This is a genomic window from Cellulomonas sp. P4_H4, from assembly GCF_056400865.1.
The window spans coordinates 1,260,443-1,286,032 of sequence record NZ_JBFUKL010000001.1; the positions used below are offsets into that span (position 1 = coordinate 1,260,443).

The 25,590-nt window shown below is 70.1% G+C and carries 18 protein-coding genes; 16 read left to right on the forward strand and 2 right to left on the reverse strand.

All coding sequences use genetic code 11. The annotated features are described in order from the left end of the window. The first annotated feature begins 122 nt into the window (after positions 1-122). The 6 genes from AC1DPN_RS05985 to AC1DPN_RS06010 all read left to right on the forward strand — a co-directional run bounded on the left by AC1DPN_RS05985 (position 123) and on the right by AC1DPN_RS06010 (position 7,640). Positions 123-1,649, forward strand: a complete 1,527-nt coding sequence (locus tag AC1DPN_RS05985) for a sugar ABC transporter ATP-binding protein (RefSeq protein ID WP_477083776.1) — start codon at positions 123-125, stop codon at positions 1,647-1,649. After that, positions 1,649-2,668 carry an ABC transporter permease gene (locus AC1DPN_RS05990; RefSeq protein ID WP_477083867.1) on the forward strand — a complete coding sequence of 340 codons (1,020 nt, stop codon included), beginning with the start codon at positions 1,649-1,651 and terminating at the stop codon, positions 2,666-2,668. Before AC1DPN_RS05985 ends, AC1DPN_RS05990 begins: the two co-directional genes overlap by 1 nt. Then, complete coding sequence (locus AC1DPN_RS05995; RefSeq protein WP_477083777.1) at positions 2,665-3,705, forward strand: ABC transporter permease; 1,041 nt, start codon at positions 2,665-2,667, stop codon at positions 3,703-3,705. Before AC1DPN_RS05990 ends, AC1DPN_RS05995 begins: the two co-directional genes overlap by 4 nt. Before the next feature lie 30 nt (positions 3,706-3,735). After that, positions 3,736-4,785, forward strand: a complete 1,050-nt coding sequence (gene rhaS / locus AC1DPN_RS06000; protein WP_477083778.1) for a rhamnose ABC transporter substrate-binding protein — start codon at positions 3,736-3,738, stop codon at positions 4,783-4,785. A gap of 70 nt (positions 4,786-4,855) precedes the next feature. Next, the gene (locus AC1DPN_RS06005; RefSeq protein ID WP_477083779.1) at positions 4,856-5,239 is read left to right on the forward strand and encodes an L-rhamnose mutarotase; all 384 of its coding nucleotides are present in this window, start codon (positions 4,856-4,858) and stop codon (positions 5,237-5,239) included. Between the two features lie 190 nt (positions 5,240-5,429). Then, positions 5,430-7,640 (forward strand): hypothetical protein, encoded by a 2,211-nt coding sequence (locus AC1DPN_RS06010; RefSeq protein WP_477083780.1) that lies wholly within the window; start codon positions 5,430-5,432, stop codon positions 7,638-7,640. Between the two features lie 55 nt (positions 7,641-7,695). On the opposite strand, the gene AC1DPN_RS06015 is transcribed toward AC1DPN_RS06010, so the two are convergent. Then, positions 7,696-8,751, reverse strand: a complete 1,056-nt coding sequence (locus tag AC1DPN_RS06015) for a family 43 glycosylhydrolase (RefSeq protein WP_477083781.1) — start codon at positions 8,749-8,751, stop codon at positions 7,696-7,698. 358 nt (positions 8,752-9,109) lie between these two features. Here AC1DPN_RS06015 and AC1DPN_RS06020 point away from each other — a divergent pair, with 358 nt between their 5' ends. The 4 genes from AC1DPN_RS06020 (at position 9,110) to AC1DPN_RS06035 (ending at position 13,353) form a co-directional block, all read left to right on the forward strand. Next, on the forward strand, positions 9,110-10,447 hold the full coding sequence (locus AC1DPN_RS06020) for an ABC transporter substrate-binding protein (RefSeq protein WP_477083782.1): 1,338 nt from the start codon (positions 9,110-9,112) through the stop codon (positions 10,445-10,447). 83 nt (positions 10,448-10,530) lie between these two features. After that, on the forward strand, positions 10,531-11,412 hold the full coding sequence (locus AC1DPN_RS06025; protein WP_477083783.1) for a carbohydrate ABC transporter permease: 882 nt from the start codon (positions 10,531-10,533) through the stop codon (positions 11,410-11,412). Between the two features lie 13 nt (positions 11,413-11,425). Beyond that, entirely contained in the window at positions 11,426-12,322 is an 897-nt protein-coding gene (locus tag AC1DPN_RS06030) for a carbohydrate ABC transporter permease (RefSeq protein ID WP_477083784.1), read from the forward strand. A 53-nt stretch (positions 12,323-12,375) separates the two neighbouring features. Next, entirely contained in the window at positions 12,376-13,353 is a 978-nt protein-coding gene (locus AC1DPN_RS06035; protein WP_477083785.1) for a LacI family DNA-binding transcriptional regulator, read from the forward strand. On the opposite strand, the gene AC1DPN_RS06040 is transcribed toward AC1DPN_RS06035, so the two are convergent. Next, complete coding sequence (locus tag AC1DPN_RS06040; RefSeq protein ID WP_477083786.1) at positions 13,350-14,402, reverse strand: LacI family DNA-binding transcriptional regulator; 1,053 nt, start codon at positions 14,400-14,402, stop codon at positions 13,350-13,352. The genes AC1DPN_RS06035 and AC1DPN_RS06040 overlap by 4 nt on opposite strands. A gap of 338 nt (positions 14,403-14,740) precedes the next feature. Between AC1DPN_RS06040 and AC1DPN_RS06045 the strand changes: the two genes are divergently transcribed. The 6 genes from AC1DPN_RS06045 (at position 14,741) to rhaI (ending at position 25,590) form a co-directional block, all read left to right on the forward strand. Then, positions 14,741-17,392: an alpha-L-rhamnosidase gene (locus AC1DPN_RS06045; protein WP_477083787.1), complete on the forward strand. Its 2,652-nt coding sequence runs from the start codon at positions 14,741-14,743 to the stop codon at positions 17,390-17,392. Between the two features lie 218 nt (positions 17,393-17,610). Continuing rightward, positions 17,611-19,845 (forward strand): beta-glucosidase, encoded by a 2,235-nt coding sequence (locus tag AC1DPN_RS06050; RefSeq protein WP_477083788.1) that lies wholly within the window; start codon positions 17,611-17,613, stop codon positions 19,843-19,845. 140 nt (positions 19,846-19,985) lie between these two features. Then, positions 19,986-22,022, forward strand: a complete 2,037-nt coding sequence (locus AC1DPN_RS06055) for a bifunctional aldolase/short-chain dehydrogenase (RefSeq protein ID WP_477083789.1) — start codon at positions 19,986-19,988, stop codon at positions 22,020-22,022. 31 nt (positions 22,023-22,053) lie between these two features. After that, positions 22,054-23,265, forward strand: coding sequence for an alpha-hydroxy acid oxidase (locus tag AC1DPN_RS06060; protein WP_477083790.1), 1,212 nt, complete (start codon positions 22,054-22,056; stop codon positions 23,263-23,265). A gap of 25 nt (positions 23,266-23,290) precedes the next feature. After that, a complete protein-coding gene (locus tag AC1DPN_RS06065) occupies positions 23,291-24,319 on the forward strand; it encodes a LacI family DNA-binding transcriptional regulator (RefSeq protein ID WP_477083791.1) in 1,029 nt (342 codons plus the stop codon). A gap of 110 nt (positions 24,320-24,429) precedes the next feature. Next, positions 24,430-25,590 (forward strand): L-rhamnose isomerase, encoded by a 1,161-nt coding sequence (gene rhaI / locus AC1DPN_RS06070; protein ID WP_477083792.1) that lies wholly within the window; start codon positions 24,430-24,432, stop codon positions 25,588-25,590.

Below are 25,590 nucleotides of genomic sequence, written 5' to 3' on the forward strand. Positions count from 1 at the left end.
AGGACGTTCGCCCCTTGTGGTTGCATCGATCGGCCCAGCGCGGCTATATTTCTTTGAATCGATTCACCCTCAATGGAGAGGCCCCGCATGTCGTTGTCGATGTCCCGCTGGCGGTGTGCTCCGTGACCGCGGTAGCCGCAGCCGAGCCGCTGCTCGCGGTGCACAACCTGGTCAAGCACTTCGGCCCGGTGATCGCCCTGGCGCGCGCAGAGCTCGAGGTCCGGCCGGGCGAGATCCACGCGCTCGTCGGCGAGAACGGCGCGGGCAAGTCGACGCTGGTCAAGCTCCTCGCGGGCGTCTACCAGCCGACGTCGGGGGAGATGCTCCTGCGCGGTCAGCCGATGACGCCCCGCACGCCGGCCGACGCCCGCGACGCCGGGATCGCCGTGATCTACCAGGAGCCGACGCTGTTCCCGGACCTGAGCGTGGCGGAGAACGTCTTCATGGGCCGCCTGCTCACCGGCCGTGGCGGGCTGGTCTCCCGGAAGGCGATGCGCGAGCGCACCCGTGAGCTGCTGGCCACGCTCGGCGTCGAGATCGACCCCGACCGCCCGGCCCTGGGGCTGTCGATCGCGGACCAGCAGCTGGTGGAGATCGTCAAGGCCGTCAGCCTCGACGCGAAGGTGCTGATCATGGACGAGCCGACGGCGGCTCTGAGCGGCGTCGAGGTGGACCGCCTGTTCGCGGTGGCTCGGCAGCTGCGGGACGGCGGCGCGGGAGTGGTCTTCATCTCGCACCGGTTCGACGAGATCTTCGCGCTGTGCGACCGGATCACGGTGATGCGCGACGGCGAGCACGTGAGCACGCAGGTCACCGCGGAGACCGACGTCGCGACGATCGTGCGGCAGATGGTCGGGCGCTCCGTCGACACGATGTTCCCGCGCACCGACCGGACCCCGGGCGACGTCGTGCTCGAGGTGGAGGGACTGACGCGGGCCGGCACGTTCGACGGCATCGACCTGCACGTGCGCGCCGGGGAGATCCTCGGCATCGCGGGGCTCGTCGGCTCCGGGCGCAGCGAGGTGGTGCGCGCGGTCTTCGGCATCGACCCGTACGACGCCGGGACCGTCCGCATCGACGGCCGCGAGCTCGCCTCGGGCGACCCCGAGCTGGCCATGCGACGCGGCCTTGCCCTGGTCCCGGAGGACCGCCGCAAGCAGGGGCTGCACACCGACCTGTCGGTCGCGCGGAACATCGCGCTGACCCTGCGGCGCTCGCTGAGCCGCGGAGGCATCCTCACGAGTTCGGCCGAGTACCGCGTCGCGCACGAGTGGGCCGCGACGCTGCAGGTCAAGGCGCGCGACCTCGACACCGTCGCCGGCACCCTGTCCGGTGGCAACCAGCAGAAGGTCGTCCTGGCCAAGTGGTTGTCGACCAAGCCCCGGGTGCTGATCATCGACGAGCCGACGCGCGGCATCGACGTCGGCACCAAGGCCGAGGTGCACAAGCTGCTCGACAGCCTGGCCGGTGAGGGCGTCGCGGTCGTGATGATCTCCTCGGAGCTGCCCGAGGTCCTGGGCATGAGCGACCGCGTCCTGGTCATGCACGAGGGCCGCGTCACGGCCGTGCTCGACAGGGCGGACGCCGACGCGGAGACCGTGATGGCAGCGGCGACCGGGTCGACGGGTTCGACGGGGGCCGCCGCGTGATCGGCCGGCTGCTCCGGCGCCGCGAGACGAGCATCGCGCTCGCGCTCGTGCTGGTCATCGTCGTCACGACGGCCAAGAACGACGCCTTCCTGGTGAGCACCGACGGGTTCCGCGACCTGCTCCTGGCGCCCTCGCTCCTGGTCCTGCTCGCGGTCGGTCAGGCCGCGGTGATCATCACGCGCAACGTCGACCTCTCCGTGAGCAGCACGCTCGGCCTCGTCGCGTTCGCCACCGGGTCCATGTTCGTCGCGGGGCTTCCCATGGTGGCCGTGATCCCGCTGGGGATCCTGCTCGGTGCTGTGCTCGGTGCGGTCAACGGCGCGCTGGTGACCAGCGCGGGCGTGCCGTCCCTGGTCATCACGCTGGGCACGCTGTACGCGTACCGCGGGATCACCGTGATCTGGGCCGGGAGCGACCGCATCAGCGCCGGCGACATGCCTGCGCGCTTCCTGGCGCTCGGTACCGCCCGGTGGTTCGGCATCCCCGTCCTGGCGATCATCGCTCTCGCGGTCGTCGTCGCCGTCGGCGTCTACCTCGGCTACGCCCGCTCCGGGCGGGAGTTCTACGCGATCGGCTCCGAGCCCGACGCGGCACGGCTCAGCGGGTTGTCCGTGGGGCGACGCGTCTTCTTCGCGTTCGTCCTGTCGGGGACGCTCGCCGGGCTCGCGGGCGTCCTGTTCGCCGCCCGGTACGCGACCATCGCGTCGAACGCCGGGACCGGCCTCGAGCTGCAGGCCGTGGCGGCCGCGGTGATCGGAGGTGTGGCGATCTTCGGCGGCAGCGGCACGGTCGCCGGCGCGGCACTGGGGGCGGTGCTGCTCGCGACGATCGACCGTGCGCTGCCGATCCTCGGGATCCCCGACTTCTGGCAGCAGGCGGTGGTCGGCGTGCTGATCATCGGCGCGATCGTCCTCGACCGGGTGCTCGCCCTTCGCACGGCGAAGCGGCTGCGGTCCACGCACGTCGCCGCGAAGGTCAGGCCGTTGCCCGCCGCGACCGTGACGGGAGGTGTGGCATGACCGTCGACCAGGTCCGCACCGTCCCCGCCGCACCCTCGACCCGGGACCGCATCACCAGGCTGCTGCTCGGCCGTGACGCCGCGATCATCGCGCTGCTCATCGGCGTCGTGATCGTCGCGTCTCTCACGGTCGACAACTTCGCGACGTCGACCACCTGGTACTTCCTGTTCCTCGACGTCTTCCCGATCCTGCTCATCGCCCTGCCGATGACCCTGATCATCATCGCGGCGCACATCGACCTCTCCGTGGCCAGCATGCTCGGACTGAGCAGCGTGCTCGTGGGTTCGCTGTACGAGAAGGGCTGGCCGCTCGGCCTCGCCGCCCTGGCGGCGCTGGTGGTCGGCGCGCTCGGCGGCGCGCTCAACGGGTTCCTGGTCACGGTCGTCGGTCTTCCGTCGCTCGCGGTCACCATCGGCACGCTCGCCCTGTTCCGCGGGCTCGCCGTCGGCACCCTGGGCACGCGTGCCGTCACGGGTTTCCCCCAGGGTGCGCAGGACCTGGTCAGCGCGCGCTTCGCCGGGAGCGGCATACCGGTGGTGATGGCCGTCTTCGTCGTCGCCGCGCTGGCGTTCGGGGTCGTGCTCCACGCGACGGCGACGGGCCGGGTCGTCTACGCGACCGGGCTGAACGCCGATGCCGCCCGGTTCGCCGGGGCGCGGGTCAACCGCCTGACCTTCTGGCTCTTCGTCGCCAGCGGCGTGATGTCGGCGCTCGCGGGCGTCTACTGGACGCTGCGGTACGGCTCGGCGCGAGGTGACAACGCGGTCGGCCTGGAGCTGTCCGTGATCGCCGCGGTGCTCGTCGGCGGCGTCTCCATCTTCGGCGGCCGGGGTGCCCTCCCCGGCGTGATCGCCGGGGTCCTGCTCATCGGGGCTCTGCGCAGCGCGCTGCGCCTCGCGGACGTGTCGTCCGACGTGATCAACGTCGTCACCGGCGTCCTGCTCATCGCGACGGTGGTCGGTCCCGGCCTCGTCGCCCGCGCCCGGGGGGCCACGCGCCGCCCCGGCACCCGCTCGTCGGTCGGCGCCGCCGACTGACCCGTGCACCACCTCGAAAGGAGCACCACGATGACGTGGTTCGCACGTCGTTCGGCCGGTCTGGTGACCGCGGCCACCGCTCTTGTCCTCGTCCTCGCGGCCTGCACGTCGGGCTCGCCGGACTCGTCCGACTCCGCCGGCTCGTCCGAAGGGGCCGGCGGAAGCGGGGACCTGTCCATCACGTTCCTGCCCAAGAACCTCGGCAACCCCTACTTCGACACCTCCAGCAAGGGTGGCAAGGCAGCCGTCGAGGCGATGGGCGGCACCTTCAAGGAGGTCGGCCCGACCGAGGCCACGGCCGACGGCCAGGTCAGCTTCATCAACACGCTCACGCAGCAGAAGGTCAGCGCGATCGTGCTGAGCGCCAACGACCCGTCGGCGCTGTGCAGCTCGCTCGACGCGGCCAAGTCGGCGGGCATCAAGATCGTCACGTTCGACTCGGACGTCGACGCGGAGTGCCGCGACCTGTTCATCAACCAGGCCACCGCCGAGGGCATCGCCAAGGCCCAGGTGGACCTCATCTCCGAGCAGATCGGGGACGCCGGGAAGATCGCGATCCTGTCGGCGACCGCCAACGCGACGAACCAGAACGCCTGGATCGACATGATGAAGACGGACCTCGCGGACAACCACCCGAACATCGAGCTGGTGGACGTGGTCTACGGCGACGACGACGACCAGACGTCGTTCGACAAGACCGCGGCGCTGCTGCAGTCGTACCCCGACCTCAAGGGCATCATCTCGCCCACGACCGTCGGCATCGCCGCTGCTGCCCGCTACCTGTCGACCTCGTCGGCCAAGGGCACGGTCGCGCTCACGGGTCTGGGGACCCCGAACGACATGCGCGACTACGTCGAGGACGGCACCGTCACGGCCTTCGCACTGTGGAACCCGGAGGAGCTCGGCTCGCTCGCCGCGTACGCGGCGGGTGCGCTCGTCGACGGCACGATCACCGGCAAGGAGGGCGACACCTTCACGGCTGGTGACCTCGGTGAGTACACGGTCGGCGCAGACGCGACCGTGCTCCTCGGTGAGCCGTACGTGTTCAACAAGGACAACATCGGGGACTTCGACTTCTGAGGTCTCCTGGGGGGCCGGGCGCCTGGCTGCGCCCGGCCCCCTCGTCCGCACTCTTCGAGAAGGGCACCCCATGACTCGCGTGTGCTTCGTCTCCCGCGTCCGGCCCGACCGTCTGGACGAGTACCGGTCTCGGCACGCCGCCGTCTGGCCCGAGATGCTCGAGGCGCTGCGGGACACCGGCTGGCGGGACTACTCCCTGTTCCTCGCCGACGACGGGCTGCTCGTCGGCTACCTCGAGACCGACGACTACGCGGCCGCCCAGGAGGCGATGACCCGCACGGCCGTGAACCCTCGCTGGCAGGCCGAGATGAGCGAGTTCTTCGTCACGGACGGCAACCCGGACGAGGGCTTCCGCGTCCTCGAGGAGGTGTTCCACCTGGAGGACCAGCTACGTTCCGCCGGCCTGCCGGAGCATCGAGATGAACCACGGCCGACCTCTGGGGGCACTTCGTGAACACAGCGGGCTAAAAGTCGCAAGTACCCCTTTTGGGTGGATTCGTTTCGGGTCTATCGTCGCTCTCGTCGAGCCATCGCGCAGCGCAGCGCAGAGGCGTCACGTGCACGGCGGCCCAAGCGACACGCCCATCGGCGTGACTCAGGTGCTGGGTGCACCAGGCGTCCGGCTTTGTGCCAGGGGGAATGACATGCCTACCGATGTCGAGCTGTCTCGTCGCGCGTTCCGGAAGCTCATCGCCGCGAACCCGAACCATTTCGGGACCTTGCAGGACAAGGTCCTTGCCGAGCTCTTCCCGGTGTCCGACGCCAAGCAGTCGGACACCGCCTACGAGGAGATCGGCTGCGTCTCGTACAGCCCCGAGCGAGATCGGCTCGAGGCCACGATCGTCATCAGACGGTCCTTCGGCTACAAGGGCGACCCGTGCGAGCCGGGGTCCTCCGAGTGGGTCCGGTTCTTCGTCGACTTCGGAGCCGGCTGGGTCGATGCCGGCTCGGCCGCGGCGCGGGTCTTCGACGTGCCCGAGGGCAAGGACTGTGCCGGTGACGCCGACCACCCGTACATCCTGGTGGCCGGCGTCGTCCTGACCCCGTTGCGCAAGTTCTGCGCCACGCCGGTCCTGCCACGCGTGCGCGCGATCCTCTCGTGGGAGCACGAGCCGACCGCGGGGGACCCGGGCTTCGTCCCGGTCTGGGGCGAGGTCCAGGAGGACACGATCCAGATCCGGCCCCGTCGGTGGTTCTTCCCGCACGACGTCCTGGACTTCCTCGAGCCGGTCCTCAAGATCGACCCGGACGTCCTCAAGCAGCTCGTCGACGACGAGGTGCTCCCGATCCCGATCCCCGAGCCCGACCCGATCGGACCGGTGGCGCTCAACCCGCAGCCGCTTCCGCCGAAGGCGGCGGCCCAGGTGCCGTTCTCGCTCGACAAGCTCGTCCGCCTGTACGCGCCGGACAAGCTGAAGGTCCTGTCCCAGAAGGCCGTCGACCGCACGATCGCGAAGCTCGCCCTGGACCCCGTGCCGCCGCACCGCATGGTGGCAGCGGAGGCGAGCGCCGCCCTGAGCGGCAACGTCTCGCCGATCTCCCTGGCCAAGACCTCGCTCACGTACAAGGAGCTCGACGTCAGCTGGGGTGATCTGCTCGACATCCTCGACGAGGGCAAGGGCGACACGACCTACGAAGAGCTCGAGTGCCTCGGTCTCGACGACGCGGCGGCCCAGCTGGTCGCCACGTATCGCGTGAAGCGCCCGACGGGGTTCTCCGGGCCGCCCTGCAGCGCGGGCTCGACCGAGTACGTCGCGTTCTGGGCGGACTTCGACGACGACTGCGTCTCGACCTACCTCGGCACCGTCGCCGTCACGGCGCACGACTACATCACCATGCCGGGGACGGGCCTGTCCTACGCGGCGGTGCTGCCGCTCGACCTGACCGCCTACCGACGCCTGTGCAAGGATCCCGGCCTGCACCGCGTCCGCGCGGTGCTGTCCTGGAACACGCCGCCGTCGAAGGTCGATCCGGACGCCGTCCCGCACTGGGGGAACCGCCTCGACGCGCACGTGCACGTCCTGCCGGGCCGCCCGTACGACGGCGTCGCCCGACTGACGATCGTGGGTGGCGTCGCCACCGGCGAGATCGACCCGAGCACCGGTGTGACCGAGCCGGTCGCGCACATCGCCTACAACGGCTCGGTGCTCGACACGCGGGGATGCCCGTTCGCCGGTCGTGTCACCGTGCACGGCCCGACGGACCCGGCGCTCGCCGGGACCTCGTACCGGCTCCTGGTGCGCAACGTGACGGCCGGCGGCACGGACGCCCCGCTGACGACCCCGTTCTTCGTGGTCGACAACATGGGCAACGGGTCCTGGGTGACCCCTGACCCGGCTGGGTGGACCACCTGGCCCGTCTGGACGTCGAACACGCTGGGCACGCTCGGCTACATCGACACGAGCGGCGACGACCTCTGGGTGACGAGCCTCGAGGTGTCGGGGTCCGGCATCGTCGACACGCAGCGGTTCCAGCTCGACAACACGCTCAACACCGCGTCGGTCGACCCGGCCAACGCGGCACACCTGGCCTTCGACCCGGGCCAGATCGCCCAGCAGAACTGCGGGAAGTTCACGCAGGGCATCACGATCCACGGTACGTACGACGCGCGCGACACCTGGTTCGGCTCCTGGGGCTTCTCGCTCATGCCGTTCCCGCTGCCGTCGATGGCGCTGACCACGTCCGTGCTCTCGAGCATCTCGGAGGCACCCGTGGGCTCGACCTGGTCGCTCAACACGACCAACCTCGACCCGTGCGGCTACGTCCTGCGCCTCTCGGTGTCGGACCGCGCGGTCGTGAACTCGACCTGGACCGGGCGCACCGTGGCGGTCGACATCGGGTTCTGCATCGAGTAGGCCCTCGAGGGGCCGCGCTGCGCACCCGTCCGGGTGGGCAGCGCGGCCTCGTGCGTCAGTCGTAGTCCTCGACGCGCCACTCGTCGTGCCAGTCGATGTAGGCCATCGGGCCGTCGAACCGGATCGGGAGCCAGACGTAGTCCGCGATCGAGCTGTCGACGTGCGCGAACTCGGGGATCGCCACGGTGCCGCCCTCGCCCTGGGGCCCGAAGTGCGCGGCGAACGCGTCGATCGCCTCGGTGCTGTCGGCCTCGTAGCGGGGGAGCCAGCGGTCGCCGAGCGCGATGTACAGGTCCTTCTTGCCCGGATGCTTGAACACGGACGAGATCTGCGACCGGAAGGACGTGCGCGTCGGGTCGGTGGGGTGCGGGTCGCCGAGCACCTGCCACGGCCCGTGGTACGACGGCGCGGTCGCCACCTCGGAGGGGTTGGGGTAGTACCCGGTGGTCCCGGACGTGAGCAGGTAGTGGCGACGGTCTCGTCGGAAGTACGCCGGCGCCTCCCGCACGTACGGGGGCTGCTCGAGCGGGAAGTGCGTCGAGTAGTAGCCCGTGACGTCGGTGTAGTCGTCGGTGAGGTCCGCGCAGATCAGCTCGGAGTGGACGCGCTCGAAGTAGTAGTACCCCTTGCCGTCCTCGGGGTCGACGACCAGGTCGAAGTCGCCGGCGTGCATGCTCAGCGGCCGCAGCCACTCGTTGACCACCCGGTACGGCCCGAGCAGGGAGTCGGCGACCAGCACGGTCGAGCGCTGGGCGAGCTCGCCCATGGTCATGACCTTGATCCAGCACACGTACTGCTGGGTCCGCGCGTTGTAGACGATGTGCGGGCGGTCCGTGTATTGCGACGGGTGCAGCGGTGAGGTCGGGTCGTCGAGGTCCGGCGGGATGATCAGGCCGCGGTCCTCCCAGTTGTAGAGGTCGGTCGAGGAGTAGCAGCGCACTCCCCAGTGCCAGATCCCGCTGCCGGGCGTCGACCTCTCCTTGTTCTCGCCGTACCAGTAGTAGACGCCGTCGACCGTGAGGATCGAACCGCCGTGCGCGTGGATCCGGTTGCCCCCGGTGTCGAGCCAGACCTGACCTGGGGTGATGCTGGTGCGCCGCGTTGCGCTCATGGGAGTCCCTTCTCGATGCCAGCAGTGTGGGCAGTGCTTTGACACGTGTCAACCTCGAGCCGTGTCGAATCGAAACGATTCAAGCGATCGCCGTACTGCCGACCGCCGTCGGATCACGCAGCCGCTGGCTCGAGAGCGTCGTGGCACTGAGGCGAAAGGGAGAGCCCGGGCTGCTGGAAACGCTGTGACCTGCATAGATGCTGTCGGTGCGCACAGGCGAGGCGCCGCTGACGAGCTCCAGGACCGAGTCCGGACTGTTACCAAACTGGCCGTCCGGCACGGTTGACGCTGCCATTGAAACGTGACTAACATCCGTATTGAAACGTTCCAATCGCGAACGTCACTTCAAGGAGGAAGTGTGAACACGACATCTCGGCGCAGTCGTCGCCTGGTCTCGTTCATTGCCCTGACCGGTGCCGCGGCCCTCGCACTCAGCGCCTGTTCCGGAAGCTCGTCCGACAACAGCTCCGACGGCGCCACCTCGGGCGGTGGCGGTGCCGGCACGTCGAAGTTCGAGTTCCTCGGGCAGACCGAGAACACGACCATCGACGCCACGCTCGCCGCACTGTCCAAGGACCAGTGCACCGCCGAGAACACAGCGGCGCCGTACAGCCACCAGACCTCGCCCGGAGCGCAGTTCGACCAGAAGCTCCAGCTGCTCGCGGGCCAGGGCGCGCTCCCGCAGGTCATCATGGCGGCCGGCACGCCCGCGCTGAACAAGCAGTTCATCGAGGCAGGGCAGCTCGAGGACCTCGCTCCGGTGCTCGACGAGCAGGGTGTCGCGGACGACGTCCTGCCGGCAGCCCGCTCGACGATCGAGGCGCTCTACGGCGGCTTCTACGCGCTGCCCACCGAGTTCAACATTGAGGGCATCTGGTACAACAAGCAGATCTTCGCCGACAACGGCATCGACGTCCCGGACACGTGGGACGGCTTCATCGACGTCGTCGGACAGCTCAACGACGCGGGCGTCCAGCCGCTGACCACCCCCGGCAAGGACAACGGCTGGAACATCACCCGGCTCGTCGGCGCCTACATCTTCCGTGACCTCGGCCCCGACGCGCTCCAGGCGGTCGCCGACGGTGACGCGAAGCTCACCGACCCCGAGTACGTCAAGGCCGCCGACGCGGTCGCCGAGCTGGGCACGCTCAAGGCGTACGGGCCCGCCCCGAGCTCGATCGACTACAACGGCGCGATGAACCAGTTCCTCACGGGCGACGCCGCGATGCTCTACATGGGCAGCTGGGCGCTCGGGAACTTCAACGACCCCGAGCAGAACAAGATCGGCGCCGAGAACATCGGCTTCATGCCGTTCCCCGCCGTCGAGGGCGGCAAGGGCAGCATCGACCAGATCCCGGCCAACGTCGGCGTCCCGATCGCGTTCGGCGCCAAGGACTTCGGCACCACGAACGCGGACTGGGTCGGCTGCATCACCGAGAACTACGGCGACACGGTGCTGAACAGCGAGGGCGTCATCTCGGGCTTCAAGATCACCGACGCCCCGGCTGACCTGCCGGAGCTGACCACGAGCGTCCAGCAGACCATGGCCGACGCCACGGAGAGCGTGCTGTGGTTCGAGGCGCTGTTCTCGGCCAAGGGCACCACGGTCAGCCAGAACAACGCGGTTCCCTTGATTAGCGGGCAGATCTCGGGCGAAGAGTTCATGAAGCTCGTGCAGGATGCCAACGCCAGCTGAGTGGTAGATCGTCGTCCGAGGGGTGCGGTGCACGCCGACCGCACCCCTCGGCGCGTCTCCATCGGCTCCGACAAGGAGTTCCCATGAAAAGCGTTCTGGGTGACCGCAGGGCGATAGCGATCCTGCTCGGCCCGGCACTGGCGATCTACACGCTCGTGATGCTGGTCCCGATCGTCTGGTCGATGGTCTACACCGTCTACTCGGGCAACGTCGTCACCGGCTTCGAGTTCGTCGGCCTCGACAACTTCAAGACGTTCTTCCAAGACCCCGCCGCGTGGACCGCCGTCTCCTACACGCTCCGGTACGCCCTCGTGCTCACCGTCCTGCAGGTCGCGCTCGGCTACGGGTTGTCCCTGATGTACGTCTTCTGGCTGCGCAACGCGTCGTCGCTGGTCCGGACGATGGTGTTCTTCCCCGTCATCCTTCCCACCGTCGCGGTCTCGCTGCTGTTCCGGAAGTTCTTCGAGGCCGCACCGACCGTGGGCCCTGTCAACTCGATCCTCGGGTGGTTCGGCGTGGCGCCGATCGACTGGTTCGGGAACCCCAGCGCGTCGTTCTGGGTGATCATCCTGATGGACCTCTGGCGGTCCATGGGCTTCTACGCCGTGCTGCTCTACGCCGGCCTGGTCGACATCCCCGAGGAGCTCATCGAGAGCGCACGGGTCGACGGCGCCAAGGGGCTCCGCCTCATCCGGCACATCATCATCCCGTTGTCCCTCCCGGTGCTCCTCTCGTCGCTGATCTTCAGCATCAACGGCACGCTCAAGGTGTTCGACTCAGTCGTCGCCCTGACCAACGGTGGCCCAGGGAACGCGACGACGCCCCTGACCCTGTACATGTTCCAGACGTCGTTCACGTACGGCGACTTCGGCTACGGCAGCACGATCGCCCTGATGTTGACCATCCTGTGCCTGATCGTGACGGTCTTCATCTTCCGCTCCACGCGGCAAGATCTGACGAAGTGAGGGTGAGCCGATCATGACCTCTCAGACCCTGACCGCGGGCCGCACCGTCGCGGCTCCTCCGTCGGCCGCCTCGGCACGCAGACGCAAGCGCGCGAGCCGCATCACGCGAGCGATCGTGCTGACCATCCTGCTGGTGGTCGTCGTCTACCCGCTGATCTGGCTGACGCTCGGCTCCTTCAAGACGCAGGAGGAGTTCCTCAACGACCCGTTCTGGTCGCTGCCCTCGTCGTGGAGCTTCACCAACTACGTCGAGGCGTGGACGACCGGTGGCCTCGACGTCTTCGTCCGCAACAGCATCGTGGCCGTCTTTCCCGCGCTGTTCTTCATCGTGGTCTTCGGAGTCGCCGCCGGGTTCGCGCTCGAGGTCATGGTGTTCAAGGGGCGAGCGGCGGTGCTGCTCCTCTTCCTGGCCGGAATCATGGTGCCCGGGCAGATGATCCTGCTTCCCCTCTTCACCATCTACTTCCGGACGCACCTCACGGGGACGCTCCTGCCGCTGATCATCACCTACACGGCCATCGGACTCCCGCTGACGGTGTTCATGATGGCCACGTTCTTCCGGGCGATCCCGAAGGAGATGTTCGAGGCGTCGACTCTCGACGGCGCGTCGATCCTCAGGTCGTTCTGGTCCATCGGGTTCCCCATGGTCCGCAACGCGATCTTCACGGTCGCGCTCGTCCAGTTCTTCTTCATCTGGAACGACCTGCTGATCGCACTGACGTTCACCAACAGCACGAACCTGCAGACGATCCAGGTGGGCCTCCTGAACTTCACGGGGCGCTACGGGGCCATCGACTACGGGCCGACGTTCGCGGCGATCTGCATCAACGTGTTCGGCATGCTGGCGATCTTCCTGGTCCTCAACCAGCGGATCATGCGGGGCCTGACAGCGGGTTCCGTCAAGGGCTGAGCGCCGGCCGTGCCGTCCCGTGAGGCAGATGCGGTCGCGATACGGTCGCGCTCGTGAACGACGACAGCCGCCCGACGTCGATGGATGTCGCCAGGCTGGCTCGTGTGTCCCGCGGCACGGTCAGCAACGTGCTCAACGGTGACCCCGGGGGAGTCGTCCGCCCGGCGACCGCACAGCGGGTGCGCGACGCCGCGGCGGCCCTCGGCTACGTGCCGTCGGCCGCCGCGCGACTGCTTCGCGGCGCGAGCGCGCGGTTCGTGCTCGTGCTCGCGTCCTCGCCCGTCAGCCACGGCGTCCAGGGAGCGCTGGTCATCGACGCGATCGCGCGCGAGCTCGAGGCGCGCGACCTCGGGCTCGTCCAGCTGACCGGGCATCCGCGTGGGCTCGACCCTGCCGGCCACCTGTCCCCGGCGGTCGTGCTGACCCAGGCGACGGTCGACGACCCGGAGTTCGCTGCCCTGGGTGCGGGGTTCCGGGTGCCGGTCCTGCCGGTGTTCCCGGGGCGCGACGCCCACATCTCGGCGGCCGCGCGCGCCCAGGTCGACTTTGCGGCGGCACGCGGGTGCGACCGTGTGGTCTACGTCGGGCCGGGGGAGCCGGGGCTCGGGGCGATGTCCCGGCTGCGCGAGACGGCGCTCGCGTCGAAGGCCAGCCAGAGGGGCATCTCGGTGGTCGAGTCGACGACGCTCGGTGCCGACCGTGACGTGTGGGCCGCTCAGGCTGCGGCCTGGCGTCGTCGGCACGGCGCGGGGACGCTGGTCTGTGCGTTCAACGACGACGTCGCGGTCTGCGTCCTCGCCGGAGCGCACGACGCCGGGCTGGCGGTCCCGGACGACCTCGCGGTCATCGGCGCCGACGACTCCGACGCGGCCGCTCGCGCGGTGCCGGCGCTGACGTCGGTGCGCGCGGACCTGTCGGAGTTCGTCGTGCTGATGGCCGACGCGATCGAGGCGGCCTCGAACGGCAGGACGTTCGAGCTCCCCGTGCTCCCGAGCGAGCTGCACGTCACCGCTCGCGACTCGACGCCCTAGGGCTGCGGGGCGGAGCTCTGCCGCTCGATCAGGCGCGGGGGCAGGACGACCGCGACGTGCTCGTGCACGTGCCCCGGGCTCTCCGCCGCCTCCTCCTGCACCAGCAGCGCCGCCAGCCGGCCGAGGTCCTCCCCGGGCTGCGCGATCGTCGAGATCGGGATCGGGCTGTCCCACGCGGCCTGGTTGTTGTCGTACCCGACGACCGCGACGTCGTGCGGGATGCGGATCTGAGGCGAGACGCTGAGCGCCTGGACGATGCCCGCGGCGAGCAGGTCGGACGCGGCGAAGATCCCGTCGACCTCACCGGACTCCACCTGGGCTGAGAGCGTCCGTCCGATCGCCCATCCGTCGGCGCGGTTGATCCAGTCCGGCGTCATGGTCGTCACCGTCACACCCGGGGACTCTCCCACCGCACGCGCGAAGCCCCGACCACGGTCGACGACGGCCTGCAGCTGCGACGGGCCACCGACGTAGACCAGACGCTTGCGGCCCGTCTCGACGAGGTGCCGTCCGGCGAGGTACCCGCCGAGCTCGTTGTCGACGTTCACGCTGCAGAACTGGGACGTCGGAGCGGTGTAGTTCAGGACGATGAGCGGGATCGAACGCGGGGCCGAGGCCGCGATGGTGCGGAAGTGGGCCTCGTCGTTGAGCGTCATGAGGATGCCGGTGACGCGCGCCTGCGCGAACACCGACAGGTAGGACTGCTCCCGGTCGATGCGGGTGTCGCTGTTCGCCAGCATGAGGTGGAGCCGACCGTCCTCGGCACCCCCTTCGGCACCGCGGGCGATGTCGACGAACAGCGAGTTCGTCAGGTCGCCCACGATGAGGCCGATGGTCGCCGCGGTGCCGAGCTTGAGCGAGCGGGCGGCCGCGTTGGGCACGTAGCCGAGCATCTCGATCGCCCGCTCGACGCGGGCCCGCGTCGCCTCGGTGACGCGCTCGGGCCGGTTCAGGACGTTGGAGACGGTCCCCAGCGAGACGCCTGCGAGCGTCGCGACGTCGTTGACGCTCGGACGCTGCTGGCCGGTGGCCGGCCCGGGCCGTGTCATGTGATGCGTCTCCTCGACGTGCTGGCAGGTCAGCTGAGTCTCCCGCGATGTTGGAGCGTCTCACAGGGGGGACCGCGAGTCAGTGAACAGGTGCAGACCGGCGGGGCGGCACGGTTGACCCCGCCGCCCCGGGATGACAAGGTACGACCAGATTGAAACGCTTCATTCGCCGGCTGCCGGCGAGCGGGAGGCAGCAGTCCTCGGGTGTCGGGCGCGGTGCGCACCGGCACGTCGGCCCAACGGCGGGCGGGGCGCTGGACGACGCTCGTCCGGGTGGTTCTCACGAGACACCGGCGATCGACGCGTCTCCCGGGCATCGGCGGTCGAGAGGGTGGGCAATGAGCAGGGCACACAGCGTGGACGAGGCGGACGTGGACGGCGGCTCGACGGACGGCCCGGCGGCGCCCACGAGGCTCAGGTTCGAGCACCACCGCGTCGGCGACGTCCTCGGGATCGGCGAGCCCAGCCCTCGACTGTCCTGGACCATCCCGAGCGCGCCGGGGGACTGGGTGCAGAGCGGGTACCGCATCCGTGTCTCGCGCCGTCTGCACGACGTCGTCGAGGACGACCTCGAGGTCGTCGTGACCAGCGCCGAGCAGGTGCTCGTGCCGTGGCCGTTCGCCGCGCTCCGCTCGCGCGAGTGGGCCGAGGTCCGCGTCCAGGTGGTCGGTGAGCTCGGCGAGAGCGACTGGAGCGAACCCGTCGTCGTCGAGGCGGGACTCCTGACGGCCCAGGACTGGTCGGCGGCCGTGACGCTCGCGCCGCTCGAGGAGCGGCGGGCAGACGGTCTGTACCGGCTGCCGCTCCTGCGGCGCCGGTTCGAGCTGCCGGCACGGGTCGTCCAGGCGCGGCTCTACCTGAGCGCGCACGGACTGGTCGAGGCCGAGCTCAACGGCTCGGCCGTCGCCGACGACGTCCTCACGCCGGGCTGGAGCGTGTACCCGAGCAGGCTCAAGTACACGACCTACGACGTCACGAGCCTGGTCGCCGCGGGGGAGAACGTCCTCGGAGCCTGGCTCGGCGACGGTTGGTGGCGCGGGAAGGTCGGGTTCGACGGCGGCGCCTACGACGTCTACGGCACCCGGATCGGCGTCATCGCCCAGCTCGAGGTCGTCACGGCCGACGGCGCGCTCGTGACGGTCGTCTCCGACGACTCGTGGACCGCGCTCGAGGGTCCGATCCTCGGCAGCGGCCTCTACGAGGGGGAGACCTACGACGCCCGCGCGCTGCCTGCGGGATGGTCGGCCCCGGGATTCGACGACTCACGGTGGGCGCGTGTGTCCGCCGAGCCCGTCGACCCGCACCTGCTCGTCGCGCCCACCGGGCCGCCGGTGCGCTGCACGCAGGAGCTGGTTCCGGTCGAGAGCGAGCGGTTCGACGACGGGACGTGGTTGTTCGACTTCGGGCAGAACCACGCCGGGCGGCTGCGGATCAGCCTGCGAGGGGCCAGCGCCGGGCAGACGATCGTCCTGCGGCACGCCGAGGTCCTTCAGGACGGGCGCCTGTGCACCCGACCCCTGCGCGACGCGATCTCGCAGGACACGTACACGTGCGTCGACGGCGACCAGACCTGGGAGCCGCGGTTCACGATGCACGGCTTCCGCTACGCCGAGGTCACCGGCCTGCCTGCCGAGCTCGACCCGCAGGACGTGGTCGCTCGCGTGCACCACACGGACTTCGAGCGCGTCGGCTGGTTCGAGTGCTCGAACCCCCTGGTCAGCAAGCTGCACGAGAACGTCGTGTGGAGCATGCGGTCGAACTTCGTCGACGTGCCGACCGACTGCCCGCAGCGCGACGAACGGCTGGGCTGGACCGGCGACCTCGCGGCGTTCACGCCCACGGCCGCCTTCCTGGGGGATGTCACCGGCATGCTCGACGGCTGGCTGGACGATCTCGCCCTCGAGCAGGAGCGGCTCGGCACCGTGCCGTACTACGTCCCGTACCTGCCGCTCGGCTTCTGGGGCGACGCTCAGCCGATCGCACTCTGGGGCGACGCGGCGGTCCTCGTCCCGTGGGTGCTGTACCAGCGCACGGGGGACCGCGGCATCCTGCGGCGGCGCTTCGCCAGCGCCCAGGCGTGGGTGGACCAGGTGCTGTCGCTCATCGGCCCGGACGACGTGTGGGACTCGGGCCTGCAGCTGGGCGACTGGCTCGACCCGGCGGCCCCGCCCGAGGATCCCGGTGCGGCGCGCACCGACAAGTACCTCGTCGCCACCTCGTACGCGGTCCAGTCGCTCCGGCTGGTCGGCGAGATGGCCGAGATCCTGGGACGGCCCGCCGAGTCAGCGCACTACGGCGCTGCCGCCGGGCGCGTACGCGCGGGCTTCCGTCGGCGATGGGTCCGTCCCGGCGGGCTGATGACCGACGACGCGCAGACGGCATACGCCCTGGCGCTCCAGTTCGGGCTGCTGGACCCGGACGAGACGGCGGTCGCCGGCGCTCGCCTGGCCACGCTGGTCCACGAGGCCGACGGGCGGATCGCGACGGGGTTCGCCGGCACGCCCGCGGTCGCGCCCGCACTGGCATCGACGGGACACCTCGACCAGGCCTACCAGCTCCTGCTGCAGACCGAGTCGCCGTCCTGGCTCTACCAGGTGCTCAGCGGCGCGACCACCACGTGGGAACGCTGGGACTCGCTCCTCGAGGACGGCACGGTGAACCCCGGCGGGATGACGTCCTTCAACCACTACGCGCTCGGCGCCGTCGCCGACTGGCTGCACCGCTGCGTCGGCGGGCTCGCGCCCGCGGCGCCCGGGTACCGACGCCTCCTGGTCGCACCTCGGCCCGGTGGCGGGATCAACCAGGCGACGGTGGGCCATGTGACGCCGTACGGGCTCGCCACGGTGTCGTGGCGCATCGAGGAGTCCAAGCTCGAGGTCGAGGCGCTCGTTCCCGTGGGCGCGACCGCGGTGGTCGACCTGCCGGGCCTGCCGCCTGTCGAGGTCGGGCACGGCAGCCACGTCTTCGTGAGCGATCTGTCGCTCGGCTGAGGGACGAGCACGGCCGGCCCGGTGGGGGCTTCCAGGCGTCGTGAAACGCCTCAATCCGGCGTGCCCTCAGAAGGTCTGACGCGGTCCGATTTCTGGCTCTCCGCTAGGCATTGACTGAGTCTTCTCTCGGATGGCAGGGTGACATTCGTCGCAATTGAAACGCTTCACATCGTTTCGTCGACCACGGTAGAACCGCCGCTCTCAACGAGGAGAAACGCATGCACGTCAGACTCAAGGCCCGCAGGTCCGTCGTCCTCCTGGCCGCTCTCGCGGTCGCACTGCCGCTCGGGGCGGCCCTTCCGGTCGCGGCGGCACAGGCAGCGCCGACGGCCACCGACCCGCAGTGCGCGTGGATGAGCACGAAGAAGACGCCCGACCAGCGCGCGACCCTGCTCCTGAAGGCCAGCACCCTCGAGCAGAAGCTCCGCTGGCTCGACGAGCAGGCGGCCAACAATCCCACCCAGACGACGTTCAACGGCGTCACGTACCCCGTCCAGGTGCCCTGCACGCCGAAGGTCGTGTACACCGACGGTCCCGACTACGTCCGGGGCTCGGCCGGCGTCACGATCTTCCCCGACCAGATCGGCCTGGCGGCGTCGTTCGACGACCAGCTCGCCTACGACAAGGGCGCCGCCCAGGCGGACGAGGCCTTCCGCTCCGGCAAGAACGTGATCCTCGGGCCGGGCGTCTCCTCCAGCCGGACCCCGCTCGCGGGACGCACGCCGGAGTACCTCGGCGAGGACTCGCTCCTGTCCGGGAACCTGGCCGCAGCGACCACGAACGGCATCCAGAAGGGCAACCCCAGCCAGCCCGTGATGGCCGTCATCAAGCACTACGTGGCCAACGAGCAGGAGCTCGACCGCCAGACGTCCTCGTCGAACATCGACGGGCGGACGCTGCGCGAGGTGTACGACCTGCCGTTCCGCATCATCGTCGGGAAGTCGGACCCGGGCGGCGTGATGTGCTCGTACAACCAGGTCAACGGCGTGTACGCCTGCGAGAGCCCGATCCTGAACAACCTCCTGAAGTCCGAGGACGGCTTCGACGGGTACGTCGTGTCCGACTTCGGGTCGGTGCACTCGACGGGCGCGTCGCTGGCGGCGGGCCTCGACCAGGAGCTGAACCGTCCGCGCTTCTACACGCCGGCGAACATCGCGGCGGCGATCGACAACGGATCGGTGACCGTGGCGCAGATCGACCAGGCCGCGTTCCGGGTCGTGCGCGCCTACATCGCGGCCGGCCTCTTCGACCACCCGCTGCCGGCCACGCCGTCGACGTCGTCGTCCACGGACGCGCACAAGGCGCTCGCCGCGAAGATCGCGTCCGAGGGGTCCGTGCTCCTGAAGAACGACGGCGACGTGCTCCCGCTGACGGCGGCCACGAAGACGATCGCGATCATCGGTCCGACGGCGTCCAACACACCGACGAACGGCGTCAGCGCCGGGACCGTGTGCGCCCAGGCGGCCGGGCCGTTCGGTGGCAGCGGCAACGCGTGCCCCAACCCGGTCGCGCCCCTGGACGCCATCACGGCACGTGCGGCACAGGTCGGGGCGACCGTCACGTACGACAACGGCGCCGACCTCACGTCGGCGGCGACCGTGGCCGCGGCGGCCGACGTCGCCATCGTGTTCGGCTACTCCAGGCAGGGTGAGTTCGCCGACCGGACGACGCTCGACCTGGACAACGGAGGCGACGCCCTCATCGCGGCGGTCGCGGCCGCCAACCCGAAGACCGTGGCGATCCTCGAGACCGGCACCGCGACGCCCATGCCGTGGCTCGGCAGCGTCGCGAGCGTCATCGAGGCCTGGTACCCCGGTGAGCAGCAGGGCACGGCGTTCGCGCGGCTGCTCTACGGGGACGACGACTTCGTCGGCAGGCTCCCGATGACGTTCCCGAAGTCGCTGGCCGACACGCCGACCAGCACGCCGCAGCAGTACCCGGGGACGTTCTCGAACGGCACGACGACGCGTCCGGCGGGCACGAGCGAGATCCGTCAGGTGGGCTACAGCGAGGGCCTGCTCGTCGGGTACAAGTGGTACTCGGCCAAGAGCATCGAGCCGCTGTTCCCCTTCGGCTACGGCCTGTCCTACACGGGCTTCGCGTACGACAACCTCAAGGTCACCGCGAAGACCAACGGCACGAAGGCGGTCGACGTGTCGTTCCTCGTCACCAACACGGGTCCGAGGATCGGCACGGAGACGGCGCAGGTGTACCTGACGCTCCCGTCGGCCACCGGCGAGCCCAAGCGCCTCGTCGGCTATGCCAAGGTCTCCCCGAAGGTGGGCCGCGGGGAGAAGGTCACGGTCACGATCGACCCGCAGGGCGCCGACCTGCCGCTGTCGTACTACGACACGGCGAGCCACGCCTGGACCATCGCACCGGGCACGTACACGGTCGAGGTCGCGACGTCCGCGCAGGACACCGCGCTGACGGGCACCTTCACGGTCGGCTGACCAGCACGGGGAGCGCCCGTCCCGCACCCGGGGCGGGCGCTCCCCGTGTGCTGACAGAGGCCCGCGATGTACCCGCGCGCTTGACCTCGACCGAGGTCGCAGGTACCGTCTGAATCGATTCATTCACGAAGGAGACGATGATGTCGAGCCCCACAGCCGAGGCCCTGGTCGCCCGGTCCAACCGCCTCGGAGCGGACCCCCGCACGACGAACTACGCGGGCGGCAACACCTCCGCCAAGGGAACGGCGACCGACCCGGTCACCGGCGACGACGTGGACCTGCTCTGGGTCAAGGGCTCGGGCGGGGACCTCGGCACCCTGACGGAGAAGAACCTCGCGGTGCTGCGCCTCGACCGGCTGCGCGCGCTCGTCGACGTCTACCCGGGTGTCGACCGCGAGGACGAGATGGTCGCCGCGTTCGACTACTGCCTGCACGGCAAGGGTGGTGCGGCGCCGTCGATCGACACCGCGATGCACGCGCTGGTCGACGCGGCCCACGTCGACCACCTGCACCCGGACTCGGGCATCGCGTTCGCTACCGCGGCCGACGGCGAGGCGCTGACCGCCGAGGTCTTCGGTGACTCGGTCGTGTGGGTGCCCTGGCGTCGCCCGGGGTTCCAGCTCGGGCTCGACATCGCCGCGATCAAGACCGCGAACCCGCAGGCGATCGGCTGCATCCTCGGCGGGCACGGCATCACGGCCTGGGGCGCGACGTCGGAGGAGGCCGAGCAGCGCTCGCTCGAGATCATCCGGACCGCCGAGGCGTTCATCGCGGAGAGGACCGCGGCCGGCCCGCACCCGTTCGGTGACGTCGTCGTGACCCCGTTGTCGGACGACGAGCGCCGCGCCCGAGCCGCCGAGCTCGCCCCCGTCATCCGGGGCCTGGCCTCGACCGACCGGCCGCAGGTCGGCCACTACACGGACTCGGACGTCGTGCTGGACTTCGTGTCCCGCGCGGAGCTGGGCCGGCTGGCCGAGCTGGGGACGTCGTGCCCGGACCACTTCCTGCGCACCAAGGTCAAGCCGCTCGTCGTCGACCTGCCGGCCGACGCACCGATCGAGGACGTCGTGGGCCGGCTCAAGGAGCTGCACGAGCTCTACCGCGCCGACTACCAGGGCTACTACGACCGGAACGCGACGCCCGACAGCCCTGCGATCCGCGGTGCGGACCCCGCGATCGTGCTGGTCCCGGGCGTGGGGATGTTCTCGTTCGGCAAGGACAAGCAGACTGCGCGCGTGGCCGGCGAGTTCTACGTCAACGCGATCAACGTGATGCGGGGCGCCGAGGCGATCAGCACCTACGTGCCGATCGACGAGTCGGAGAAGTTCCGCATCGAGTACTGGGCGCTCGAGGAGGCCAAGCTCGCACGCATGCCGAAGCCCAAGCCGCTGGCCACGCGGGTCGCGCTGGTGACAGGGGCGGGCTCGGGCATCGGTCGCGCGATCGCCGAGCGCCTCGCGGCCGAGGGCGCGTGCGTCGTCGTCGCGGACCTGAACCTGGAGGGTGCCTCCGAGGTCGCCACCGCCCTCGGCGGACCGGACGTCGCGATCGCCGTGCGGGCGGACGTCACCTCAGAGGAGGACATCGCGCGCCTGGTCCAGGAGACGGTCCTCGCGTTCGGGGGCGTCGACCTCGTCGTGAACAACGCGGGCCTGTCCATCTCCAAGCCGCTGCTCGAGACGACGACGCGCGACTGGGACCTGCAGCACGACGTCATGGCGCGCGGGTCGTTCCTCGTGGCGCGCGAGGCGGCGCGGGCCATGATCGCGCAGGACATGGGCGGTGACATCGTCTACATCGCCTCGAAGAACTCGCTGTTCGCCGGGCCGAACAACATCGCGTACTCCGCGACGAAGGCCGACCAGGCGCACCAGGTGCGTCTGCTCGCGGCAGAGCTGGGCGCGTTCGGCATCCGGGTCAACGGCGTCAACCCGGACGGCGTGGTGCGCGGGTCCGGGATCTTCGCCGGGGGCTGGGGTGCGCAGCGCGCCGCGACCTACGGCGTGCCCGAGGCCGAGCTGGGTGCCTACTATGCCCAGCGCACGCTCCTCAAGCGCGAGGTTCTCCCCGAGCACGTAGCCGCGGCCGTCTTCGCGCTGACGGGCCCCGACCTGGTGCAGACCACCGGCCTGCACGTCCCGGTCGACTCCGGCGTCGCCGCAGCGTTCCTGCGCTGAGCGCACCGAAGAGAGAAGAGACGACGCCACCGTGACCCACCGTCAGATCCCCTCGTGGTCCGAGCTCAAGCCGTTGATGCGGCCGAAGCCGATCGTGCTGAACGCCACCGACCGGCGGCTGGCCGACGCGCTGACCATCGACGACCTGCGCAGCCTGGCCCGCAAGCGGACCCCGCGCTCGGTGTTCGACTACACCGACGGCGCCGCCGAGGCCGAGATCAGCCTGCGCCGCGCGCGCTCGCTGTTCCGGCAGCTCGAGTTCCAGCCGTCGATCCTGCACGACGTCTCGCACGTGGACCCGTCGACGGACATGCTCGGCACCCGGTCGTCGCTGCCCTTCGCGTTCGCGCCCACCGGGTTCACGCGGATGATGAACCACGAGGGCGAGCGCGCCGTGGTCCGGGTGGCCCAGCGCCACGGCATCCCGTACGCGCTCTCGACGATGGGCACCACCTCGATCGAGGACGTCGCCGCCGCGGGACCCGACGCCCGCAAGTGGTTCCAGCTCTACGTGTGGAAGGACCGCTCGGCAGGCGAGGACCTCATGGCGCGCGCGAAGGCGGCGGGCTACGAGGCGCTCATGCTCACGGTGGACGTCCCGGTCGCGGGCGCCCGGCTGCGTGACGCCCGCAACGGCTTCTCGATCCCGCCGGCCCTCACGGTCAAGACCGTCCTGGACGCGGCCACCCACCCCGCGTGGTGGTTGAACCTGCTGACCACGGAGCCGTTGACGTTCGCGTCGCTGAGCTCGTGGTCGGGGACCGTCGCGGACCTGCTGGACAAGCTGTTCGACCCGACGATGACGCTCGCGGACCTGGAGTGGATCCGCGCGTCGTGGGACGGGCCCCTGATCATCAAGGGGATCCAGACGGTCGAGGACGCGCGACGGGTCACCGATGCCGGGGCCGACGCGGTCGTGCTGTCCAACCACGGAGGACGCCAGCTCGACCGGGCACCCGTGCCGCTGCGGCTTCTGCCGGACGTCGCGGAGGCGGTCGGCGACCGCACCCAGGTCTGGGTCGACACGGGCATCATGTCCGGCGCCGACGTCGTGGCGGCCCTCGCGCTGGGCGCGGACGCGGCCCTCGTCGGGCGTGCCTACCTGTACGGGCTCATGGCCGGCGGGGAGCGCGGGGTGGAGCGGGCGGTTCAGATCCTCGAGCGCGAGATCCGCCGTACCATGGCGCTGCTCGGCGTCTCCAGCGTCGACGAGCTCGGCCCCCAGCAGGTCCGCCTGCCGTGAAACCACCGGTAGGGAGTGTGCCCTGGTGACCAGCGCGTCGCGCCGTCCGTCGGTCACCGACGTGGCGAAGCTGGCGGGTGTCTCCGTCGGCACGGTGTCCAACGTGCTGAACCGGCCGGACCGCGTCCTGCCGGCCACGCGCGAGCGGGTCGAGGACGCCATCCACCGCCTGTCGTTCGTCCGGAACGGCTCGGCCAGGCAGCTGCGGCAGGGGTCGATCACCACCGTCGGCGCGCTCCTGCTGGACATCCGCAACCCGTTCTTCACCGAGGTGGCGCGGGGCATCGAGGACCGCCTCGCCCGCGACGACCACACGCTGATGCTGGCGAGCTCCGACGACGACCCGGAGCGGGAGGACAAATACCTGCGGCTGTTCGAGGAGCACGGCGTGCTCGGGCTGCTCGTCGTCCCGACCAGCCACTCCACCGAGCACCTGGCGGAGATCCAGCAGCGCGGGGTGCCCGTGGTGCTGCTCGACTCGCCGTCGAACGTCCCCGGGATGTCGTCGGTGTCCGTCGACGACGAGGCGGGCGGCGAGCTCGCGGCCGCCCACCTTCTCGCCGAGGGACACCGACGCATCGTGTTCCTGAACGGGCCGCACTCCATCCGCCAGTGCGAGGCGCGGCGCGCGGGCGTCGACCGAGCGGTGCGCGCCGCGGGTCTGGTCCCCGACGACGTCGTGGAGGAGGTCCTGCTGAGCACGCTCGACGCTGCCGGGGGAGACCGGGCCCTGGGCGCGTGGATCGCGGCGCACGACGGGGCGGCGCCTGCGGCGCTGTTCTGCGTGAACGACCTGGTGGCCGTCGGTGCGCAACGGTGCCTGCGGCGTGCCGGCGGCACGGACCTGCTCACCCGCACGGCGATCGTCGGGTACGACGACATCGACATCGCGGCCGAGCTCGCGCAACCGCTGACGTCGGTGCGTCAGCCGACGCACGAGATGGGCTTCGAGGCCGCCGAGCTGCTCATGCGCCGCGCGAACGGTGAGGACGCGAGGCACACGGTGTTCCAGCCCGAACTCGTGGTCCGGGCGTCGAGCACTCCGCGGCGGTAGCACGCCGCAGACGTCCGGTCAGGCCCCGACGGTCGGTCAGGTTGACACCATCCTAGTTGAATGAAACGATTCATCCAGCGCCCAACGAGGGGACACGAGAGATGCGCACGATGGACCAGGCCACCCTTGAGCTGCTCGCCACGCAGGCGATCGAGCTCCCGTCGTGGGCCTTCGGGAACGCCGGGACCCGCTTCAAGGTGTTCACCACACCCGGCACGCCACGCACGATCCAGGAGAAGCTGGCCGACGCCGCGAAGGTGCACGAGCTGACGGGTCTGGCGCCGACGGTGGCGCTGCACATCCCGTGGGACCTGGTGGACGACTACGTCGCGCTGTCGGAGTACGCGCACTCGCTGGGCGTGGGCCTGGGGACGATCAACTCGAACACGTTCCAGGACGACGACTACAAGCTCGGGTCCCTGACCCACGTGGACCCGCGCATCCGCCAGAAGGCGATCGACCACCACTTCGCGTGCATCGACGTCATGGACGCGACGGGCTCGCAGGACCTGAAGATCTGGCTGCCCGACGGCACGAACTACCCGGGGCAGGGTGACATCCGGGGGCGGCAGGACCGGCTGGCGGACTCGCTCGAGAAGATCTACGCGCGCCTGTCCGAGAAGCAGCGTCTGGTGCTCGAGTACAAGATCTTCGAGCCGTACTTCTACACGATGGACGTGCCGGACTGGGGCACCTCGTACGCGCACGTGACCGCGCTGGGGGAGCGGGCGATGGTCTGCCTGGACACCGGGCACCACGCGCCGAGCACCAACATCGAGTTCATCGTCGCGCAGCTGCTGCGCCTGGGTCGGCTCGGGTCGTTCGACTTCAACTCGCGGTTCTACGCGGACGACGACCTGATCGTCGGCGCCGCCGACCCGTTCCAGCTGTTCCGGATCCTGTACGAGGTCGTGCGCGGGGGAGGGCTGGAGGCCGGCTCGCCGGTGCGCTTCATGCTCGACCAGTGCCACAACATCGAGGACAAGATCCCCGGCCAGATCCGCTCCGTGCTCAACGTGCAGGAGATGACCGCCCGGGCGCTGCTCGTGGACCGCGAGGCGCTCGCGGTGGCTCAGGAGCAGGGGGACGTGCTCGGCGCGAACGGGCTGTTCATGGACGCGTTCTACACCGACGTGCGTCCGGCGCTCGCGCAGTGGCGCGAGGAGCGCGGCCTGCCGGCCGACCCCATGGCGGCGTACGCGGCCTCCGGGTACGCGCAGGCCATCGCCGGCGACCGCGTCGGCGGGACGCAAGCCGGCTGGGGCGCTTAG

Bases quoted from the DNA above. Each gene is read 5' to 3' on its own strand.
- AC1DPN_RS05995 (WP_477083777.1), top strand. From the start codon at position 2,665: ATGACCGTCGACCAGGTCCGCACCGTCCCCGCCGCACCCTCGACCCGG.
- rhaS (WP_477083778.1), top strand. From the start codon at position 3,736: ATGACGTGGTTCGCACGTCGTTCGGCCGGTCTGGTGACCGCGGCCACC.
- AC1DPN_RS06005 (WP_477083779.1), top strand. From the start codon at position 4,856: ATGACTCGCGTGTGCTTCGTCTCCCGCGTCCGGCCCGACCGTCTGGAC.
- AC1DPN_RS06010 (WP_477083780.1), top strand. From the start codon at position 5,430: ATGCCTACCGATGTCGAGCTGTCTCGTCGCGCGTTCCGGAAGCTCATC.
- AC1DPN_RS06015 (WP_477083781.1), bottom strand. From the start codon at position 8,751: ATGAGCGCAACGCGGCGCACCAGCATCACCCCAGGTCAGGTCTGGCTC.
- AC1DPN_RS06025 (WP_477083783.1), top strand. From the start codon at position 10,531: ATGAAAAGCGTTCTGGGTGACCGCAGGGCGATAGCGATCCTGCTCGGC.
- AC1DPN_RS06030 (WP_477083784.1), top strand. From the start codon at position 11,426: ATGACCTCTCAGACCCTGACCGCGGGCCGCACCGTCGCGGCTCCTCCG.
- AC1DPN_RS06040 (WP_477083786.1), bottom strand. From the start codon at position 14,402: ATGACACGGCCCGGGCCGGCCACCGGCCAGCAGCGTCCGAGCGTCAAC.
- AC1DPN_RS06045 (WP_477083787.1), top strand. From the start codon at position 14,741: ATGAGCAGGGCACACAGCGTGGACGAGGCGGACGTGGACGGCGGCTCG.
- AC1DPN_RS06050 (WP_477083788.1), top strand. From the start codon at position 17,611: ATGCACGTCAGACTCAAGGCCCGCAGGTCCGTCGTCCTCCTGGCCGCT.
- AC1DPN_RS06055 (WP_477083789.1), top strand. From the start codon at position 19,986: ATGTCGAGCCCCACAGCCGAGGCCCTGGTCGCCCGGTCCAACCGCCTC.
- rhaI (WP_477083792.1), top strand. From the start codon at position 24,430: ATGGACCAGGCCACCCTTGAGCTGCTCGCCACGCAGGCGATCGAGCTC.